Below are 19,717 nucleotides of genomic sequence, written 5' to 3' on the forward strand. Positions count from 1 at the left end.
TGCGAACTAACAGTTGCCGTGTCAGGTGCTCAAGCAGGCTTGGAACGGAATGGCAGCAAATGACGGCTTGACCTTTTAGGGTTTAATTTTTCAGCGAAGCCATGTCAATTACAAAACGATAATGCACATCGCCTTTCAGCAGGCGTTCATAGGCATTATTGACCTCGTGAATATCGATGAGCTCAATATCGGCGGTAATGTCATGCTTGGCACAAAAATCCAGCATTTCCTGCGTTTCATTGATGCTGCCGATGGTAGATCCCGCAAAATTCTTCCTAAAGGGAATGAGACTGAATGCAGCCACTGGAAGTGGGTGTTCGGGTGCGCCCACAAGCGCAAGCGTGCCGTCGCGCTTGAGCAAGCTAAGGTAAGCATTGATATCGTGGCTGGCGGATACGCAATCCAGGATGAAATGCAAACTACTGGCATGCTGACTCATTTGCTCCGCATCGCTGGATAGGATTACCTCATGTGCCCCCAGCCGTTTGGCGTCTTCCGTTTTGGACGCCGATGTGGTGATGACCACCACGTGGGCTCCCATCGCTTTTGCAAGTTTTACACCCATATGGCCCAAGCCGCCGATACCCACGATGCCCACCTTTTTACCAGGGCCTACATTCCAATGCCGCAAGGGAGAATACGTGGTAATACCAGCACAAAGCAACGGTGCTGTAGCAGCCAAATCAAGGTTTTCGGGTACGCGTAGTACGAAATGCTCGTCTACCACGATACTTTCCGAATAACCCCCATAAGTTTGGGTGTTCAGGTGTTTGTCGGGGGAGTTGTAGGTCTGGATATTTCCTTCCTCACAGTATTGCTCCAAGCCTTCTTTACAGGATTCGCACTCCCTGCAGGAATCGACCATGCAGCCCACTGCGGCAAGGTCACCTACCTTGAACTTGGAAACATGGTCGCCCACACGGGCGATTCTGCCCACGATTTCATGACCGGGAACCACAGGGTAGACACTGCCGTGCCATTCATTCCGTGCGGTGTGCAGGTCGGAATGGCAGATGCCACAGAAGAGGATTTCGATTTCAACATCATGTGGCGTTACGTTTCTACGTTGGATATGCAATGGTTTTAATGGCGCTTCGGCAGTTTCCGTGCCGAATGCTTTTATTTCCTTTGTAGTCATAGCTGAATAATTTTAACAAATGTAGTGGTATATTGTATGTAAATCCAACTGGGGCCGACTTATAATTTTGTGAGTTTTGAAACCATAGACCTGTCACACCAATTCTGCAAGCGCTTCTTTGGCGAAGCCTACCAACTCTTCCGTGCGATTCAATTTTATTTTGAGCACCCAGTTTGGGTCGGCCAGTATAGCCCTGCCGACGCCAACCAAGTCAAAATCTCCCCTGTCCAAGCGGCGCAGCAACTCATCCAGTGAGCTGGGTACCGAGCTTTCGCCACGAAAAGCAGCAAGGAATTCTCCCGAGAGGCCGATAGATCCTACGGTGATGGTTGCTTTTCCGGTCAGCTTTTTTGCCCATCCAGCAAAGTTGAGGTCTGCACCTTCAAATTCGGGTTCCCAGAAACGGCGTTGCGAACAATGGAAAATGTCTACCCCGGCATCGGCCAGTGGTTGTAACCAAGCTTCCATCTCTTGCGGTGTTTTTGCCAGTTTTCCGGTGTAATCGGCAGGTTTCCATTGTGATAGTCGCAAGATGATGGTAAAATCATCCCCGACCTGTCTACGCACCTCTTTTATTACCTCAATGGCAAATCGGCTTCTTTCGGCCAGCGTTTTCCCGCCATAACCGTCTGTCCGGTTATTGGTGCCTTCCCAGAAAAACTGATCGATCAAATAGCCATGGGCACCATGGAGTTCGACACAGTCGAAGCCCAGGCGCTTAGCGTCTGCCGCTGCACGACCGAAGGCACGGATGGTGTCATGGATGTCAGCTTCCGTCATGGCTCGTCCATTGGCGAAGCCCGGCCTGTTCAATTCCGATGGTCCTTCAAACGGTGTAGCGGGCAACCAGCCTGAGTGGTGGTTTTCTATGATGCCTTGGTGCCAGATTTGTGGCCCCATACTGCCACCGGCAGCATGTACCTGATCGATTACCCGTTGCCAGCCAGCCAGTGACTGTTCGCCGTAAAAATGCGGGATATTGGGATCGGCCGATGATGAGGGACGGTCAATAACGGTGCCTTCGGACAAAATCAATCCGACTTCCCCCGCGGCCCGCTTGGCATAGTACCGCGCAACATCCGGTGTCGGTACCCCATTTGGTGAAAACGAGCGGGTCATTGGCGCCATGACAATTCGGTTTTTGAGATTCAGCGATTTCAATTGAAAGGGCTTAAAAAGTGTTGTAGTGTCCATCTGATAATTTTTTGCTTTCAATAATTAAAGTGTTGATTGAACGAAATGGCCCAAGGCTTCGAAAGCCTCCTCATTGCGCTTGTAATAGGTCCACTGACCCATCCGCGTCGCTTGTAACAATCCCGCCCTCAACAGCAAGGCCAGGTATTCCGACACGGTAGATTGTGTCAGTCCGCACTTCTGTTGGATTTGGCCTACACAAATGCCAACTTCCGTAAAGGAATGTTCCTGCGGCGGGAAATGCTTGTCCGGCTCTTTGAGCCAGTATAAGATTTGCAGGCGCGTCTGATTGGAGAGGGCCTTGAATATTTCCAATTCACTCATACAGCAAATATATATCGGTTTTTCCCGATATACCAATTAATAACGCAAGTATGACACCAAACTGATAAATGGATGCCTTTATTAATTCAACAATTCGTTGTAACTTGCGTTTTTCGTTAGTAGACAACCCATGAAAATTATTCTTACAGGAACGACGGGAATGGTAGGTGAAGGCGTGCTCTTGGAATGCCTTGCTAATCCGCTGGTGACCGATGTGCTAAGCGTTAGCCGTAGACCATGTGGCAGGACGCATGCCAAATTGAAAGAGTTCATCGTGTCCGATTTTCTGAAGTTAAAGCCCGATGATGCGCATTTCAAGGGTTATGATGCCTGTTTCTTCTGCGCGGGTATCAGCAGTGTCGGGCTCAAAGAAGCGGATTATACCCGCATTACATTCGATACGACCGTCCATTTTGCAAACGTTGTATTGGCTCAAAGTCCCGCTGCCGTATTCACATATGTCAGCGGCGCGGGGACAGACAGTACCGAAAAGGGAAGAAGCATGTGGGCACGGGTAAAGGGAAAAACAGAAAATACGCTGGCATCCATGCCATTCAGAAGGGTATACAATTTCCGGCCGGCGTTTATGAAAGCAACCGAAGGACAGGTACATCTCTTGCCGCTGTATAAATACATCAGTTGGATGTATCCCTTGCTGAAAGCCATCATTCCCAGTGGCGTGAGCACGTTGCAAGAAGTGGCGTTGGCGATGATTCAGCTGGTGGACAGGGATTTCCCGAAAACAATTATTACCGTTAAAGACATCAAGGAACTGGCAAAATCTGCATAATCCTACAGGAGGATGAATACCATCAGTACTTCACTGCTGAGCGGTTGAACAAACCACTTTGAGCGTTCAAGCAGCCCGATCGTGATAGGGGAGTTTTCGAAACGATTTCGATTTATCTGGACCAAGCTACACCGAGGACCCTCAGCACGGAATATGGCGATAAAATGGAACCTCACAGGTGGCTGCAGCACAGGCGATTGCAGGAAGCACACTACCTGATTAAAGAGATGGGCCGTGCACCATCCGATGTCTACCTCGAAATAGGGTTTGAAGATCTTTCTCATTTCTCATTTGCATTCAAAAAGCAATATGGCGTGTCTCCATCTAAGCTGGCGGATTAAAAAAGCGCGGCTATGTTTCCGCGAGAGCGAACTCATCGGCACTGGCATAATTGGAATCGGAAGCAAATGGGAAAAAACTATAGCATATTTTGCCAATATCATTGAATAGCTCACAGATCTTGCCATTTTGACCCAAGTCATTGATATAACTGTCCGTATTTCCACTCAACTTTTCGTTGTCGAGATAAGTGTCCGTAATCAAGGCATAGGTGTCCATGCCCAGGTTGTTTTTCAACAGACGGTGGGCTTCCATCACCGTATTTCCATACAATTTATAAAATCCCTTCAGTGAAAATGCTTCGATAGCACCGTAGTGTACGACTACTTTCAAGGAAAGTTTTCGTACCAGCGGATAATGTATTGCTAACCGGTTAACTTCGGTCTTGAAAGCATTCAGCATGGCTTCATACTGCTTTAATATTGTTTTTATGGGGAATGTACTGCCGTAACGGTAAAATAAAATGGCATCCCCTTCTATTTCGGATATCTTGAAAGACAAGTAATTCGACTGGATAACGGCATCCAGCAGATGGGCAATAATTTCGGCACCGGCCTGGTTATCGGTCTGTTTGACAAACAGGGAGTAACCACTGATATCCGGTATGAAGACAATTCCCTTTTTGTTTTCTTCCATAGTTGTAATTTTTTAGAACGTAGCAAAATTCCAATTTTATCGGCTGAGCAATATATCCCAAATGCGGATTTTTGTATCCAAATCAGCGGTGCAACCCCTTAGGTGTGCCTTAATACCTGAGTCGCGGGTAAGTCCTTCACATGCCCAATTCTGCCGCGATTGTACTCGTGGTACAGCCGGACAATATCCTCCTTAGTATCGCCAATGAAAGGCCCGTGGCTCACAATAGGCGCATGTTGAGGTTCGCCTGCATAAAGTACAAAGCGGGCACCTTGTTCTCCCGCATTAAAGGCTATTTCGCTATTTCCTTTTTGATCAGTTTTGCCAAACCAGGCTACCTGATCTTTTTCGACCTTCTCGGCACCTATCCATACCGTACCTTCGATGATATAGATAAATCCGTTGTAGGAAGCGGGAAGCTGCTGGGAAACCCCGAAGTTTTTCCCTAATGTGAAATCGACAATGGTCACCGGCGTCTGGTTCTTGATGGGTGAAGAGAGCCCATTGCTGTTCCCGCTGTAAACTCTTATCTCACTGTTTTCTGTTTTTTGAGTGGGCACCTGCTCAAGCTTGATGTCTTGGAAGAATGGTTCTGCCCATCGCTTTTCAGGAGGCAAGATTAACCAAAGTTGCAATATTCGCATTTTTGTTTCGGTGGTAATTTCTTCCGTATGGATGATTCCTTTGCCAGCCGTCATTAACTCAAAAGTTCCCGTTTGCCAGCCAGTTTCCGAACCTTCCAATACCAAGGTCACCGTTTCGAATCCGGCATGCGGATGAGGGCCACCAACCGGGGGACCACCAGGCAAATCCAACCGATCGTCCATCAGCAGTACGAATGGATCGGTTTGCGCAAAGTCATTGCCATCAATCACCGCCGCGGCAAGGTGTCCGGGACCTAAGAATCCCTGCCTTAAATGACGGGTTTCTATTTTTGATATTTTCCGTTGTATCATATCCGATTTTGTTTTTAATTATTGATACAAATTTAGGTATATTTGCTATCTGTTTTATAGTACTATACTTTTATAAAGTACTATGCTTTTGTAAAGTGGTTTATAAATGGCAAATTTCATAGAAAAAACAAAGATGGATAAACTAGAGCATAGTGAGTGTGCGTCGGCGATTCTTCCGGTCAAGGACGCGTTGGAGGTGCTGGGTGGAAAATGGAAATTGCAGGTGATCATTGCATTATCGTTTGGGGCCAAACGATTCAGGGAGATTTCACGGGAAGTAGGGGGGATAACCGATAAGATGCTCTCTAAGGAGTTGAAAGATTTAGAATGCAATCAACTGGTAAAACGAACCGTGCACGATGCCTTTCCGCCCATTGTCGAATATGATCTTACGGCACATGGTCAATCGCTTCATAAACTGATAGGCGAACTCAAAGCATGGGGGGATCTGCACCGGAAAGTCGTACTCGGCAAGTAGTTAGTCAAGTGTTACCACAATTTTGCCTACAGTACGCCCGGTTTCCTGTTGAAGGTGGGCTGCCTTCATTTCATTGAATCCATATAGTTGAGAAATGGGGTTTGATGGCACCTTGCTCCAAGAGCCTCGCAAGGACTTCCATGTCTGATGGCTTTTACCGAAAAAATCGATGACAGCTCTGAAGAGAAAATTGTGGAAATCCTGCATTATATCCAACATCATATTTATGAGCCAGAGAAAATACGGGCGGAAGCTATCAGTAAGCATTTCGGCATCTCAGGACATTACCTGGGCGGTATTTCAAGAAACATTGTGGCGAGACGATGCAATCTTACATCATCAATTACCGGTTGAGCTTAGTAGAGCATTGTCTCAAATATAGCGACAAACGGGTCAATGAAATCGTAGCAGAACTGGGCTTTACGGATGAAAGCCATCTCAATAAGTTTTTCAAACAGCAGAAGGGCATCAGCCCCAAGGCCTTCAGGAAGTCATTGCTGACTGTTTCAGAATAACGGAACGCAGGTATTCTTCATGGTCATCGCCCCATTGCCCTAGGGCGGAAATGACGGGAATAAGGGTTTCCCCGAATTCGGTAAGGCGATATTCCACTTTTGGCGGAACCACGGGATAGATTTTTTTTGAGATCAACCCGTGTCCTTCCAATTCCTTTAGCTGCACATTCAATACCCGCCGGGATGCATCGGGTATTTTGCGCTGCAATTCGCTCGGGCGTAGATGCCCTTGGTTAATAAACCATAACAACCGGATTTTCCACTTACCATATAGGACTTCCCCAATCAAGTCAAGCCCGCAATTCAAATTCAATGGTATCTTCCGTTCATACATTAGTACAAATATAACCCATTGCCCCGATCTGGGCAATAGGAGAAAAAGTTATCCCTATTCGATTCGGTTTTCCGTACTTGTGTATACTGCCCATACAACCGATTTTTGTACAAAAAGAAATGGAAAATGGAACAGGAATTTATGTTCAATAACGAATTGTCGGGAAAAGTCGCACTGGTAACGGGTGGCACGAAAGGAACGGGACAAGCCATTGCAAAGCGACTCTTGCAGGCGGGTGCAACCGTCATCATTACAGCAAGGAACAAACCTGAAGAATCGAATCCCGGTTTACACTTCGTCGCAGCCGATCTGAGCAGGGCAGAAGGCACCCAACGTGTGGTGGAAACAGTGTTGGCCGATTATAGCAGGCTTGATATTTTGGTAAACAACCTGGGTAGCTCTGAAACGCCGGGCGGTGGTTTTGCTGTATTGACCGACGAAGACTGGGTCTCCACCATACAGGCAAACCTGTTGGCGCCTGTCCGTTTGGATAGGGGTTTTTTGCCTCAAATGATCGAACGAGGCAGCGGCGTGATCATCCACATTGCCTCCATCCAAGGTAAATTACCTTTGTATGATTCCACGCTACCTTATGCTGCTGCCAAAGCAGGATTGATCAATTATAGCAAAAGTTTGTCCAATGAGGTCTCGCCCAAAGGCGTCCGCGTGTTGACCGTTTCGCCTGGATGGATTTTTACAACGTCCGCAAAACGGATGGCACAGCGGATCGCTGAAAGTGCCAGCATGACCGTGGAGCAAGCTACCCAAAGTATCATGGATGCCTTGGGTGGCATACCTTATGGCAGGCCTGCCAAACCCGAGGAAGTCGCCGAATTGGTGGGTTTCTTGGTTTCTCCACGAGCAGGTTACCTCACCGGAACCGAATACATAATAGATGGAGGGACAGTTCCGACAATTTAAATTTGATCGCTAATCTTAAATAAGAAAATAATGAATTTACCAAAAGCAATAGCCGATTTAGTAAAAGCGCAGGACAACTTTGACAGTGTTGCCTATGCGAATTGTTTCACAGAAGATGCCGTGGTACATGATGAAGGCCATAGCTATACAGGAAAATCCGAAATCCAGCAGTGGATTGAAAAAGCGAACGAAAAATACAACACGGTCATGCAACCTATCGACCTTGAAGAAACAGGGGCAATCCGTATACTCACCGCCCGTGTTTCAGGGACATTCGACGGAAGTCCTGCTGTGTTGCGTTATCACGTTGAATTAAAAGACGGACTAATCCAATCTTTGAAGATAACGGGTTGATATGTTGTAAACCTTCGTTATATGGAACATATTTGTAATTTTACAAGTCATTGTAAATCTTAAACGACGTGTGCAATATGTCCATTAGAAATATACTACCCCTTTTATTCGTGGGAATGCTGGCGGCTTGTAACGGGCCTCAACCCGGGTCTCAAATAACTAAGTCCGGACTGGATAGACGAAACTTTCAGACAATCGTTGATGGCGATTCGACTGACTTGTTTACCCTGGGCAATTCAAGGGGCATGGAGGTCTGCATCACGAATTACGGTGGGCGCATTGTGTCTTTGATGGTACCTGATACAGCTGGCGAATTTCGCGATGTGGTATTGGGCTTTGATCACATCGATGAATACACGGCCCAGCCATCATCTTTTGGTGCAACGGTGGGACGCTATGCCAACCGTATTGATAAAGGACGTTTTTTGTTTGATGGGGATACGATTCAGTTGGCGGCCAATAGTGGAGTACATACCATTCATGGGGGATACGAAGGATGGCAATACAAAGTCTTTGATGCCCAGCAGCCGAACGATAGCACGCTGGTGCTTTCCTACGTGTCACCCGATGGAGAAGGAGGATTTCCCGGTGAAGTGCGTGTAGACGTGTCGTACGCTATTAATCCGTCAAATGAACTGGTTATCAGTTATGAAGTGCAGACAACGGAAAAGACCGTCATCAATGTCACCAACCATAGTTTTTTTAACCTTTCCGGTGATCCCGGCAATAACATACTGGACGATGTGCTTTATGTAAATGCAAGCCAATACACGCCGCTTGACACGACATTGATCACCACCGGAGAGGTGTTGCCCGTGACCGGTACACCTTTTGACTTTACCAAAGCCATCCCTATCGGTGATGGCATGGCCCGCGATAGCACGCATGCTCAATTGCAGATCGCTAAAGGCATAGACCATAATTTTGTATTGAACAGCGGAGGGAATATCAACGAACTGGCCGCCCGTCTTTATTCACCCCGGAGTGGTATCACGCTGGAGGTATATACCAATGAACCCGGGATCCAAGTGTATACAGGCAATATGCTGGATGGTTCTCGGGTAGGAAAAAGCCGGATACCATACCATAAGCAAGCCGCAGTTTGCCTTGAAACGCAGCATTTTCCTGACTCACCAAATAAACCCGAATGGCCTTCCACGGTGCTGGAACCAGGAGCAACCTATAAAAGCATATGCACCTACCGATTTCTTGCAGAAAATGGAAATTGAACGGCTTCAAATGTAAAAAAATGTTAAAAAATGGGTGGTTATTCAATAAAATCGTTTTATTTGCGTTTAATGTGTGTAATGGAGCGCTGGTGACGTTGTTTTAGTCGCCATAAACTTAAATAAACACTGAATCAACTTTGGAGATTCTAACTACCTGTACTAAAAAATGATTTTAAAAAAGAATGTGCTTGCACTTGTTGTGCTTGTTGTGGTTGCATTGGGTGCCAGTTTCATTTTCCTTTCTTCTTTTGAGGCTACGCCTGCACATGTATCATCAACCGTTGAGACCGAAGCTGACGCTGTTCCCGAACTTCTTTATGGATTGGCAGTCGATGGGTATGCCATCGAGACAAAGCCTGTAGGCCGTAACGAGTTCCTTTCTGATATTCTCCAACGCTATCAAATTGACTTGCCAAGCATTTCAATCCTTGCCGATAAGTCAAAATCGATATTCGATGTAAGGAAGATTGCGGTGGGGCATGACTATACGGTATTCAAGGATACAGCGGGTAGAGCCGCTTACTTTATTTACCAACCCAATGCAATCGATTATGTCGTCTATGACTTGCGGGATAGCATTGCTGTGTATAAAGAACAAAAGGCCGTAGACACCAAGATTGAATCGGTGGCTGGCGTTATCGAAAGCTCATTGTACCAAACGCTGGAAGCAAATGGGGCCAGTCCTGATTTAGCGATCCAACTTGCTGAAATATACGGATGGGCGGTTAATTTTTATCGCATTAATAAAGGAGACTGGTTTAAGCTGATATACGAACGCAACTATATCGATGGAGTTCCAATCGGCCCAGGTAGAATACAATCCGCTATATTCGGCCACAATGGAAAAGAATACCAAGCTTATTATTTTGAGGCAAATGACGGTAAACCGGGCGCTTACTATGATGAAAATGGGAAAAGCCTTCGCAGGACATTCCTCAAGGCACCACTGAAATATAGCCGCATATCTTCCCGTTTTACTATGCGTAGGTTCCATCCTGTGCAACGCCGATGGAAAGCCCATTTGGGAACTGACTTTGCCGCACCGCATGGCACCCCCATAGTAGCCACGGCTGCCGGCGTGGTTACAGAGTCAGCATTCAATGGGGGCAATGGCAACTATGTCAAAATCCAGCATGATAATGTTTACACCACTCAATACTTGCACATGAGCAAACGAGCAGTAAGAAGGGGGCAACGGGTTGCGCAGGGAGAGGTGATCGGTTATGTAGGAAGTACAGGCCTTGCAACCGGACCGCATGTATGTTACCGGTTTTGGAAAAATGGTAAGCAGGTGGACGCCCTTGCGCAGGTGTTTCCTCCATCTGAACCCATCAATGAAAACTATCGTGTAGCATTCGATAGAATCCTCAACATGCAACAACAGACCTTAGCCTCGGTAGGGTTTGAAAAACAAAGCAGCCTGCAAGTTTATAGCGCACTTGCTTTTACAATGGAACGTCTATTTGAGACCACTGAAAATAGTGATCGCATCTTAACGGGCTTTTCGGCCCAGATGCTTTAATAGAAATAAAGAAACCTGCTTTTCTTATAAAAATAAAACCCCGGTGATTCACATCAGCGGGGTTTCTACTAACTAAACTAAACAACTATATAAAACAAACCATATATAGACCTTGGTTAACGTTCGTCCTATGCCTCAAAGATATAAATTATTTAGAAAGATTATAAATAAAATCCATAACAATGTTTAAGTTGTTGATTTTTAGGATTATATTTTAAAAAAAAGAAGAGGAAATTATTTTTTCTGGCTGAATAGCAACCTGTTTCCGAACGGATCTCTGACAGTCATGGTAAGGGAAATTATCCCCAAAACGGTACCCCAGTTAACTTGGAACCCGAGCCAATCAATATAAAACTCAACGGCTTTGTCGTGGTCGAAAATCCGGAGGATGGGAATAGCTTTCATTGAAGTATCAAGATAGCACTACGAAGCTGGAAGGATGCGGGAGCATCACTTCCAGCTTGTCGTTTTGTGTTATTGGATGACAGCGTAGTCAGCAATGACCTGCCGCCAATCTTCGCGTTCAGGGATACGAGGTTTGCGTTTGCCAAAAAATTGAACGATGACGTTGCCATCCATATCAAATGCCTCAAGGCTGGTGACAATGCCATCTTCCGTCGGCTTTCTGACAAGCCATACACTTTCAATACCGTCCTCACGCAGGTGCATATTGAACGCTGGATCCAACACATTAAACCATGGGCCGGTTTGCAGCAATTTTTTCACCTTTCCGGTATGGATTTGGATACAGCCACGACTGCCAATAAACACCATGATTTCCAAGTCACGTTCGGACACACCTTCCAAGATGCGCTTTAGGGAAGGTATGGTGATTTGTATTGCATGCCCTTCAGGCGCTAAACGCATCGCTTGGCGGCGCGCCACGCCGAAATCACGCAACAGTCCAAAGAAATTGTGGGTGTCTTTAAGGTCGAGCCAGGCTTGGCGGAATCCAGCCGCCTCGACATCATTGTCAGGACTTTCCACTATCGATTTATCAATAGGGGTAGTTTGTAGTGTCCCGTTTTGAATAGGAGCTCTATATTTTTCAATCAATACTTCATAAGCCTGCATGTCACTTTGCTCAGTGAGGTAGATTTTATGCACTGCCTCGCCATCCTTATCAAAGAACTGGAGACTTTGTCGGTCACCTTCTTGTACGGCAAAACCAAAATGCCAGGCATTCATGAACAATCGGAGGTCGATATCGGGATTGACTACAAGACCGATATGTCCGTTGAACGTTGCCTTGGTGTAGACACCCTTGCGCTCATGTACAGCATGGTCATTACGTGTAAGCGCCATCACGTGGCCCAACGAACTGATTTCTTTGAGGATATCCTCAAACTCGGGTTTAAGCGAGATATTGTGGTCACCCGTAGCGACTAAATCGGCTTCAGAGACACCCAGTTGCCTTGCCGCATCGCGGATGCGTACTTTGGGATTTTCTGTTTTGAACGATTGATATTGTTCCTTAAGTGAAACGGTTGTATTTTCCATGTTATTTTGTATTTATACTTGTTCTGATACCATCATAGCGGGGATAACCAAAGGGCAATTGAACGCGTCGTCGTTGAGTAGCCGCACCTGGATATTGAATGCTTGATAGATGTTTTCCTGGGTAATTACTTCTCGCGGACGGCCGAATGCGATTCGTTTCCCCTTTTTTAGTATTAATATGTTGTCTGCATACCGTGATGCAAAATTAATGTCATGCAAGATGCTTACCACGCAGTATCCGCGGTTGGCCAAGCTTCGCGCCAACACTAAGATTTGTTGCTGATAAAGCAAATCCAACCCATTCGTGGGCTCATCGAGAAAGAGCAAGCCCTGGGGTTGATCATAGATTTGTGCGATTACACGGGCCAATTGCACCCGCTGCTGTTCACCGCCGGAAAGTGTATTATAGTCGCGGTTGGCAAATTCGCTGATACCGGTTTCATCCATAACGGCCTTGACGATCCGGATATCGTTGTCCTTCGGCTGATTATCAAAATGGGGGTACCTGCCCATCATGACCAGCTCATGTACTTTAAAAGATATGGACAGCGTGTTACTTTGCGCCAAAACCGAACGGAATTTTGCCAAATTTTCCAATTTGTAGGCTCCGATTGGCTGGTCACGGATGGAAATGCTGCCTGTTGAAGCTTGTATCTCCCTGCATAGAAGTTTGAGTAATGTACTCTTACCTGCACCGTTTGCGCCGATAATGGCCAATAATTCGCCAGGCTGCACATTAAAGCTGATGCCGTCAATCAATTTTGCCGAACCCGCTGAATAATGAATATTGTTGACTTCAATCATTGTTTGGGACGTTGGTCTTTTTAGACGATGCTAAACACTTTGCTCAGACCGTGCTTCAATCTTACTAAAATCAAGTTAAAATTAATAATTTCAATGACATATCGATAATTGTGCATTGAAAATCTGCAATTTGTTACCTGCCGATGCCCCGCCTTCGCCGCTCTGCCAAGATGATGTAAATAAATACCGGTGAGCCGATAATGGCTGTAAGTATGCCGATAGGCAATTCGGCCGGTGCGAAAATCGTACGTGCAATGACATCCGCTAATACCAGTACCGTGGCACCCAGTAAAGCAGCACCCGGCACGACCAAACGATGGTCTGCCGAAAAAGCCATCCGCAAGATGTGCGGAATGACCAGCCCCACAAATCCAATCATACCCGATACGGCCACCGAAGCGCCCACGCCCAGTGTGGCCATGACGATGGCTAGTTTTTTGAGCAAGCCCACGTTGATGCCCATGTGCCCAGCCTGGGATTCACCCAGGGCCAATGCATTCAGCGATTTACTGAAAAACGGCAAGGTCACGAGCGATATCAATACGAAGGGCAGGATGCCGGTGACTGTCTTCCAACTGGCGCCACCCAAACTGCCCAGTGTCCAGAAAGTGATGTTGCGCAATTGCTCATCCGTGGACATGTAGGTGAGCAACCCGGTGAATGAACCAGCCAATGCGTTGATGGCGATGCCTGCGAGAAGGAGCGTGGTGATATCGGCTTTTCCATTGCCAACCGCCAAACGGTATACGAAAAATGTGGTGGTACAAGCACCAATGAACGCTGCGATGGCCAACGCATGGTAGCCGAACGCCGAGGTCATGAAGCTGAAAAAACGGTGCTCCAGCACAATCATCATCACCGCAAAGAGCGATGCACCTGAGGAAATGCCGATAAGCCCCGGCTCTGCCAAAGGGTTGCGGAAAAGCCCCTGCAAGGAAGCCCCGGCAATGGCCAGCGTACTTCCGACCAACACCCCCAAAAGGACACGTGGCAGACGGATATTGAGCAATACGGCTTCTTGTTGCGGAGTAAAACCACTATGGCTGCTCACACCAATCCGATTGGTGATGATAGACCATAGTTCCGAAGCGCTTATTTTTACCGCGCCTACACATACAGACAATACACAGGCTGCTATCAACACCACAAAAAGCAAAGTGAGAAGGAGGCTATAACTTTTCACGGCTCCCGACTTGTTCAATGTATCTTCTCGGCTAATTCTACAATGGCCTTTCCCAAGCGCGGGCCAAAACCCGTGAGGAATTGGCCATCCATTTCGACTACTTTACGGTTTTTGCCTGCATTGGTCTGGCTAATGCCCTGCACCTGTAGCAATCCATCGATGCCTCCGAGACTAGAAAGCCCGCTGTCAAACAAGAGGATGACGTCAGGATTGGCAGCCACCAGGGCCTCTGCCGTCAATGGCTTGAAGTCCGTAAATCCCTGAATGGCATTTTCGCCACCGGCAAGTTTAATCATTTCATCCAATTGCGTACCCTGGCCGGATACCATCATGGTTCCCGTTCCCCGGGCGTAAATAAACAATACTTTAGGTTTGCTGGACGATTGGGTTGTAATGGAGTCGGCTGTAGCCAAATCCATATCCAACGCTGCGAGGAGCGAATCGCCTTTGGTGGTCTGTCCAAGACTATCAGCCACAGATCGGATGAGTTGCTTAGCGCCGTCCACCGAATATTCATGGTCAAAAAGTTGCAGGGTGGTGCCTGTGGCACGGATTTGCTCTGCCACTTCCGGCTTCACCATGTCGGTGACGCCCACCACCAGGTCGGCACCCAAGGCAAGCACACCTTCTGCGGAGATATCACGGTTGTGCCCGATTTTTGGTTTTTGCTGTAGGCTGGCAGGATAAGTACTGGCCACGTCCACGCCCACAATGTTGCCTTCAAAGCCGAGAGCCACCAGGATTTCCGATAAGGTACCGTTGGTGGATACGATTTTCGTCGAGTCGGATACGCCGTCCTGTTGCGTGGTGGATACATTGCAGGAGCTGAAAGCAACCACCAACACAACGGAAAGACTTGTAAAAAGGATGTTCTTATTCATATTGTAAATATACGGATTGTATTGAACTACTCGTTTTTAAGTACTAAATGCAGCCCGATTAGAGCTGCATTTAATTAGCTTTAATTTTGCGAAATTGCTAATAAATAGAAGTGTCAATAACAATATTTCGATAAAAAACAGACGCACTTAGTAACTATTAATAATATTCCATCCTTGTGCTGGATCAGTGACAGAATATCCTCCCCGTTTGATTGGAGTTACTAATAATGATATCATTCCAGTATTTGACCCTCTTAATTGGTAATACGGAGGGTCCCAAACCCAATCCGCCCAAGGATTAGATGTAATAAATGCTCTGCCACCAACAACAATAGGATCATAAAAAGATAATAGGGCCTCTCCTAATGGCGCTGAATTAATGGTTGTCGTTAATTCTATGACGGTATGTGATGTTGTATAGCCTCCGGATCCATAGCCAGCAGTTATTTTCAATCCGTCTATTTCAGGTATTCCAATATCTACTTTTACGTTATTAGAATAATGGGAAGTGATGTCTGTCGTAATTTTTTTTGTAGTACCTGGGTTATACTCTTCAATAGAAAATTTCCAAGTATCTCCATAATCTTGTAATCTCCATGGAGTAATCTCAATGGGTGGAATACGGTAAAACAAGGTGTGTTTTTGTCCATTCTTTATGAAAAATAAATCGGTTTTATTGCAAGTAAAACCTTGCCTTAATGTTGAGCCAACTCCATTCTTATTAATAAAGATGGTAGTTATAAAAATTTCAAGATTACCTTCAGTCCAATCGCTATTATGTTGAGCTAAATAGGTTTCTGTATTTGGATTATTAATGTAGAAACCACAAATCGCCTCGGAATAACTGTTGTTAAATTTGCCTGTATCCGTATCTTGTTTTATATCGTAATAAATGAAATCTCTTTCATAGGTGTTTTGATATCTTAAATAATGTGCCATTAATTTTAGGTTATACATACTTGGTGGCAAACCTGGGAATACTCCTGGATTTACCGTTGGTGAATTATTATTAGCAGACACATAAATTGCCGATTGCAAGTCTAAATTTGAGTTGGCACTATATTCCTCCCTAGGTTCCTCATCGTTATTAATAAATCCTTTTGAAAGAAAAGACAATTTACCATCAGATATTTGAAGCATTAGACTCTCGTTTTCTAAATCACTTCGCTCTTCGACTATTTGCTTATTGTCATTCAATTGAATTCTTTCGTTGTTTTTTATGACAATAACTGGAATATCGGGCTCTTTTGTATAAGAAAGAAGAATCTCTTTGTCAGTTTGATTAAAAGCTAACAGGGGAGCGTTTTTAAGAATATCTGATTCCACTCTTATGCTTACAATAGGTGTTTGTGTGTCTGTATCCCAATTTTCTGGACTAAATTTCGATAGAGTAGGGACAAATACAGTTAACAGAGGGGAATTATTTATTGCATCTATAAAATCTGTTTTAGACACCTCAGAATAATCAGCTATGGCATCTAGAAAAGCTTCGTTGGTTGACAATTTGTAATCTTTAATTTTCTGAACTAACACGTCGTGATCTTTGTCAAACTTTTTGAGAGACTCTTCCTTTATAATTTCTCTTATTTCCTTATTGTTCAGAGCTTTTGCTAATGCTTTTCCAAAAAGAGTATTAGCATAATAGTCAGAATTTAAATCCACATCTGTTTGGTTGTTGTTATCAATCCCAGATATATTTTCCTTTGAGCATGATGATGCAAACACATATAGTGTTATGGCAAAGAAAAAAAGCGTTAATTTGTTCATGTTTTAATAAGTTAAGCTGATAGAAAAATATACTACTATTTCAAATTCGTTGACCCATCTGGTTGTACAACATAGTTGAATGTATATACTCTACTTTGCGGCCGGGTTTCCAGATTGATAAATGCCTCTGAGTTGGTGTCTGGATTTCCCACATAATAACTAATCAATTCTATCTTTGCGTATTTATTGTCATGTGTCTTTACTACCAATATGCGGCCCGGAGTCGGTAAGACGGCATGTTGTGCTCCGCTTGCTGCTTGGCCTGTATAAGTATAAAGGCTTCCAATCCCCGCAAGGTCATCTGCAGAATAACCAGATGCAGGGGCTACAACATAGTTTTCAAATATACCTTCAATTACTTGTCCCTCAGCACCGTTTCCAAATGAAAAGTTGCTACTGTTAAACTTAATATCCCATGTAGTTGCAGATTCCTGTACTGCGGTTCCGGTTGACAAGCTGAAGAACACTGGGCCTTGGGATCCGTCTAAGTCTTCGACGGTTTTTACTTCCAGTTCCGGTACTACATTATTGTCTTCATCGTCATTACTGCATGATGATAACGTGATAGCTCCTGCAATAAAAACAATAGCTAAAAATTTTGATGTGTTAAATTTTGTTTTCATGGTTATTGATAATTTGAATTATAATGATAAAAGAACTATTTGTTAAAACTGTACGAAATTCCTCCATATAGCAGTCTGCCAGGTAAGTAGCTGATATACGCTTTATCGGTAAAATTGAGTATATTATCTGCCGTAAATTGTAAGCGGAGCTTGTTATTGAGCAGTGATTTAGACAACGAGCCATTGAATAGCGAGTATCCTTTTACATATTCATTTTCGAGGTTGACAATGCCGTTGCCATCTGTATCACGGATACCATATCTTCCTCTATAGTTCCATCGGAAAGATAAACGGATCCCCGTATACGTCTCATAGTAGGATACCCTTGCGTTGGCCATATACTTAGAGCGGTTAAGCAAGCCGCCGTATTCGCTTTTTTTTACGGCTATAGTCCGTCCTGTTTCGAGGTCGCGTGTATAAGCACGGCCTTCCTTGACCATATTCCATTCATCAACGTCTTTGGCTTCAAGGTATTGAAGCCCTCCACCAACTTCCAATGTGTTAGACAGCAGGTAGGTGAGGTCAGCTTCCGCTCCTTGAGTGAATACTTGGTTACGATTAAAATAGGAAAATACCGACTGACCATTGGCTTTTATAGCAATACTGGCCGTGGAGATAAGGTTATCCACGTCGTTACGGAATACATTGATGTTAGCGGTCATTTTGTCTATTGGCTGCATACGAATACCAATGTTGTATGCCCAAGAGCTTTCGGCATTAAGCTTGGATAAACTGGCCGGATCTATCAGTATTTCTCGGATTTGCCCTTCGTTTTGGAGGCGCTGAAGGTTTTCTTTAAGATCTTCATAACCAAATACGCTGTAACCCGCAACAGCATTGGTAAAGTTCAAATAGAGCTGCCTAAAATCAGGCGCTTTATATCCCCGGCTTACTGAAGCGAGGAAAGTGATATTGTTATTCAGTTTATAGCTTGCTGCCAATTTAGGACTGAATTGCGACTTGTAAACGTTGTGCATATCATAGCGGCCCCCTGCAATAATGTTGAAGCGCTCGAAAAATTTCCAATCGGCCTGGATGTAGCCATATCCTGAGTTAAAGCTTTTTTTTTCATCATACCGTGTGGCCTCCACAGTTTCATATTGGTAACCAACACCACCGGTGAAGACTAAATTTGGAAAAACTCGATAATCGTGTTGAAATTCGCCTCTGCTGAAGGCCTGGTCAAAATATGTCTCATCATATAACTCTTTGGTGTCTTCGTAGCTAATAGAAGATTCCGTATTGTAAGTGGCTCTGTAGAAACGTAACATGGAAGTATTAGCGTCTGAGAATCGATGTGTCACGCTGGGGAATATACTGAAATCGCGTTGAAGGCCCTTGCCTGATACAATCCGGTTTTCTATTCCATAACGATCATCCTGCGTGTTGTCGTAATAACGGAAGGAAACATTCAGATCGGTTTGATTGGAAATTTTGTACCCTGCCTTCGCGGTAGCGGTATAGGCAGCAAATGGAGCTACCGTTTGAAAGCCGGATTCAGGCACAAGACTATACCCTTCATTACTGAATCGGTTCAGAAAGCCCGAGAATGTAAATTTGTCTGCCCGATAGGCTCCATCAATACTAATGTCTGCGGACTGGTTTGTCCCATAGCGCGTAGCTACCCCCGCTGACACACCCGATGGTGGTGTTTTCGTGATGATATTAATCACGCCAGCCATAGCCTCACTGCCATACAAAGAAGAAGAAGGCCCTTTGACAATTTCGATGCGATCGATATTACCCATGGTGATACGGGAAAGCTCCAGTGTCCCCGAGGTACGCCCAATCACAGGCTCACCATCAATTAATATCATGGTATACTGTGCATCGAATCCCTGCATCTGTACACCCGTTCCATGATCTCCAACCAGTGCGAGGCCCGTTTGCTCAGCTAGGATTTCATTAAGCCTCACGATACCCCTATTTTGAATTTCGCGTGATGAAACCGTAGTGATAGGTATAGGAAGCTCTTCAATTTTTTTATCTGTACGAGTGGCGGTTACAACCACTTCCTCCAGCGGGTTTTGTTTAAGCGTATCCGTTGGAATATTAACAGTTTCTTGCGCCATCAAGGATGATGTTGATAATAGCAGTATGCAACAAATAAGGTTCAGTTCATTATTCATTATTTAGATCATTTTTAAATAACAAGGCAAACTTAGATGTTATTAAGACCAATTACAAATAATATTTTAATTAATCTTTGTATCTTTTTTATAGATGGGG

Annotated in this window: 23 protein-coding genes; 8 read left to right on the top strand and 15 right to left on the bottom strand. The window is 45.0% G+C overall.

The genetic code is table 11. The features are described from left to right. Positions 1–82: 82 nt before the first annotated feature. The 3 genes from BMW65_RS12390 to BMW65_RS12400 all read right to left on the bottom strand — a co-directional run bounded on the left by BMW65_RS12390 (position 83) and on the right by BMW65_RS12400 (position 2,656). A complete protein-coding gene (locus BMW65_RS12390; protein ID WP_090605798.1) occupies positions 83–1,138 on the bottom strand; it encodes an NAD(P)-dependent alcohol dehydrogenase in 1,056 nt (351 codons plus the stop codon). A gap of 93 nt (positions 1,139–1,231) precedes the next feature. After that, positions 1,232–2,332: an NADH:flavin oxidoreductase gene (locus BMW65_RS12395; protein ID WP_090605800.1), complete on the bottom strand. Its 1,101-nt coding sequence runs from the start codon at positions 2,330–2,332 to the stop codon at positions 1,232–1,234. A 24-nt stretch (positions 2,333–2,356) separates the two neighbouring features. Continuing rightward, a complete protein-coding gene (locus BMW65_RS12400) occupies positions 2,357–2,656 on the bottom strand; it encodes an ArsR/SmtB family transcription factor (protein ID WP_090605801.1) in 300 nt (99 codons plus the stop codon). A gap of 130 nt (positions 2,657–2,786) precedes the next feature. Between BMW65_RS12400 and BMW65_RS12405 the strand changes: the two genes are divergently transcribed. Continuing rightward, positions 2,787–3,446 (top strand): NAD-dependent epimerase/dehydratase family protein, encoded by a 660-nt coding sequence (locus BMW65_RS12405; RefSeq protein WP_090605803.1) that lies wholly within the window; start codon positions 2,787–2,789, stop codon positions 3,444–3,446. 116 nt (positions 3,447–3,562) lie between these two features. Beyond that, the gene (locus BMW65_RS12410) at positions 3,563–3,787 is read left to right on the top strand and encodes a helix-turn-helix domain-containing protein (RefSeq protein WP_262497324.1); all 225 of its coding nucleotides are present in this window, start codon (positions 3,563–3,565) and stop codon (positions 3,785–3,787) included. A gap of 10 nt (positions 3,788–3,797) precedes the next feature. Here BMW65_RS12410 and BMW65_RS12415 read toward each other — a convergent pair whose 3' ends face one another. Together BMW65_RS12415 and BMW65_RS12420 are read right to left on the bottom strand one after the other, a co-directional pair. Next, positions 3,798–4,421, bottom strand: coding sequence for a DUF2652 domain-containing protein (locus tag BMW65_RS12415; RefSeq protein WP_090605804.1), 624 nt, complete (start codon positions 4,419–4,421; stop codon positions 3,798–3,800). Positions 4,422–4,519: 98 nt separating this feature from the next. Then, positions 4,520–5,377 carry a pirin family protein gene (locus tag BMW65_RS12420; RefSeq protein ID WP_090605806.1) on the bottom strand — a complete coding sequence of 286 codons (858 nt, stop codon included), beginning with the start codon at positions 5,375–5,377 and terminating at the stop codon, positions 4,520–4,522. Between the two features lie 133 nt (positions 5,378–5,510). On the opposite strand from BMW65_RS12420, the gene BMW65_RS12425 reads away from it, so the two are divergent. Beyond that, the gene (locus BMW65_RS12425) at positions 5,511–5,855 is read left to right on the top strand and encodes a winged helix-turn-helix transcriptional regulator (protein ID WP_090606019.1); all 345 of its coding nucleotides are present in this window, start codon (positions 5,511–5,513) and stop codon (positions 5,853–5,855) included. Here BMW65_RS12425 and BMW65_RS24180 read toward each other — a convergent pair whose 3' ends face one another. After that, entirely contained in the window at positions 5,856–6,077 is a 222-nt protein-coding gene (locus BMW65_RS24180; protein ID WP_177181093.1) for an MDR/zinc-dependent alcohol dehydrogenase-like family protein, read from the bottom strand. It lies immediately after the preceding gene. Between the two features lie 101 nt (positions 6,078–6,178). Here BMW65_RS24180 and BMW65_RS24445 point away from each other — a divergent pair, with 101 nt between their 5' ends. After that, a complete protein-coding gene (locus BMW65_RS24445; protein ID WP_218145398.1) occupies positions 6,179–6,370 on the top strand; it encodes a helix-turn-helix domain-containing protein in 192 nt (63 codons plus the stop codon). On the opposite strand, the gene BMW65_RS12435 is transcribed toward BMW65_RS24445, so the two are convergent. Beyond that, positions 6,339–6,704 (bottom strand): winged helix-turn-helix transcriptional regulator, encoded by a 366-nt coding sequence (locus BMW65_RS12435; protein ID WP_090605808.1) that lies wholly within the window; start codon positions 6,702–6,704, stop codon positions 6,339–6,341. The two genes, BMW65_RS24445 and BMW65_RS12435, sit on opposite strands and share 32 nt — an antisense overlap. A gap of 126 nt (positions 6,705–6,830) precedes the next feature. Between BMW65_RS12435 and BMW65_RS12440 the strand changes: the two genes are divergently transcribed. The 4 genes from BMW65_RS12440 to BMW65_RS12455 all read left to right on the top strand — a co-directional run bounded on the left by BMW65_RS12440 (position 6,831) and on the right by BMW65_RS12455 (position 10,730). Continuing rightward, positions 6,831–7,625, top strand: coding sequence for an SDR family oxidoreductase (locus tag BMW65_RS12440; protein WP_090605809.1), 795 nt, complete (start codon positions 6,831–6,833; stop codon positions 7,623–7,625). 30 nt (positions 7,626–7,655) lie between these two features. Beyond that, positions 7,656–7,979, top strand: coding sequence for a nuclear transport factor 2 family protein (locus tag BMW65_RS12445; protein WP_090605811.1), 324 nt, complete (start codon positions 7,656–7,658; stop codon positions 7,977–7,979). 77 nt (positions 7,980–8,056) lie between these two features. Continuing rightward, on the top strand, positions 8,057–9,208 hold the full coding sequence (locus tag BMW65_RS12450) for an aldose epimerase family protein (protein WP_218145399.1): 1,152 nt from the start codon (positions 8,057–8,059) through the stop codon (positions 9,206–9,208). Between the two features lie 166 nt (positions 9,209–9,374). Beyond that, positions 9,375–10,730: a M23 family metallopeptidase gene (locus BMW65_RS12455; protein ID WP_090605814.1), complete on the top strand. Its 1,356-nt coding sequence runs from the start codon at positions 9,375–9,377 to the stop codon at positions 10,728–10,730. 234 nt (positions 10,731–10,964) lie between these two features. On the opposite strand, the gene BMW65_RS24865 is transcribed toward BMW65_RS12455, so the two are convergent. The 8 genes from BMW65_RS24865 to BMW65_RS12495 form a co-directional block, all read right to left on the bottom strand. Then, positions 10,965–11,135 carry a glyoxalase superfamily protein gene (locus BMW65_RS24865; RefSeq protein WP_394332219.1) on the bottom strand — a complete coding sequence of 57 codons (171 nt, stop codon included), beginning with the start codon at positions 11,133–11,135 and terminating at the stop codon, positions 10,965–10,967. A 69-nt stretch (positions 11,136–11,204) separates the two neighbouring features. Beyond that, positions 11,205–12,230 (bottom strand): hemin-degrading factor, encoded by a 1,026-nt coding sequence (locus BMW65_RS12465; protein ID WP_090605815.1) that lies wholly within the window; start codon positions 12,228–12,230, stop codon positions 11,205–11,207. A 12-nt stretch (positions 12,231–12,242) separates the two neighbouring features. Continuing rightward, positions 12,243–13,034 (bottom strand): heme ABC transporter ATP-binding protein, encoded by a 792-nt coding sequence (locus tag BMW65_RS12470; protein WP_090605817.1) that lies wholly within the window; start codon positions 13,032–13,034, stop codon positions 12,243–12,245. 133 nt (positions 13,035–13,167) lie between these two features. Continuing rightward, a complete protein-coding gene (locus tag BMW65_RS12475) occupies positions 13,168–14,235 on the bottom strand; it encodes a FecCD family ABC transporter permease (protein WP_245747629.1) in 1,068 nt (355 codons plus the stop codon). After that, a complete protein-coding gene (locus tag BMW65_RS12480; RefSeq protein WP_090605821.1) occupies positions 14,232–15,098 on the bottom strand; it encodes a heme/hemin ABC transporter substrate-binding protein in 867 nt (288 codons plus the stop codon). The genes BMW65_RS12475 and BMW65_RS12480 overlap by 4 nt, the downstream gene beginning before the upstream one ends. A 147-nt stretch (positions 15,099–15,245) precedes the next feature. After that, entirely contained in the window at positions 15,246–16,865 is a 1,620-nt protein-coding gene (locus BMW65_RS12485) for a hypothetical protein (protein ID WP_090605823.1), read from the bottom strand. 35 nt (positions 16,866–16,900) lie between these two features. Then, positions 16,901–17,488, bottom strand: a complete 588-nt coding sequence (locus BMW65_RS12490; protein ID WP_090605825.1) for an HmuY family protein — start codon at positions 17,486–17,488, stop codon at positions 16,901–16,903. A gap of 35 nt (positions 17,489–17,523) precedes the next feature. Then, positions 17,524–19,560 (bottom strand): TonB-dependent receptor plug domain-containing protein, encoded by a 2,037-nt coding sequence (locus BMW65_RS12495; RefSeq protein WP_177181109.1) that lies wholly within the window; start codon positions 19,558–19,560, stop codon positions 17,524–17,526. Between the last annotated feature and the right edge of the window lie 157 nt (positions 19,561–19,717).

The organism is Parapedobacter koreensis (genome assembly GCF_900109365.1).
Lineage (GTDB): Bacteria > Bacteroidota > Bacteroidia > Sphingobacteriales > Sphingobacteriaceae > Parapedobacter > Parapedobacter koreensis.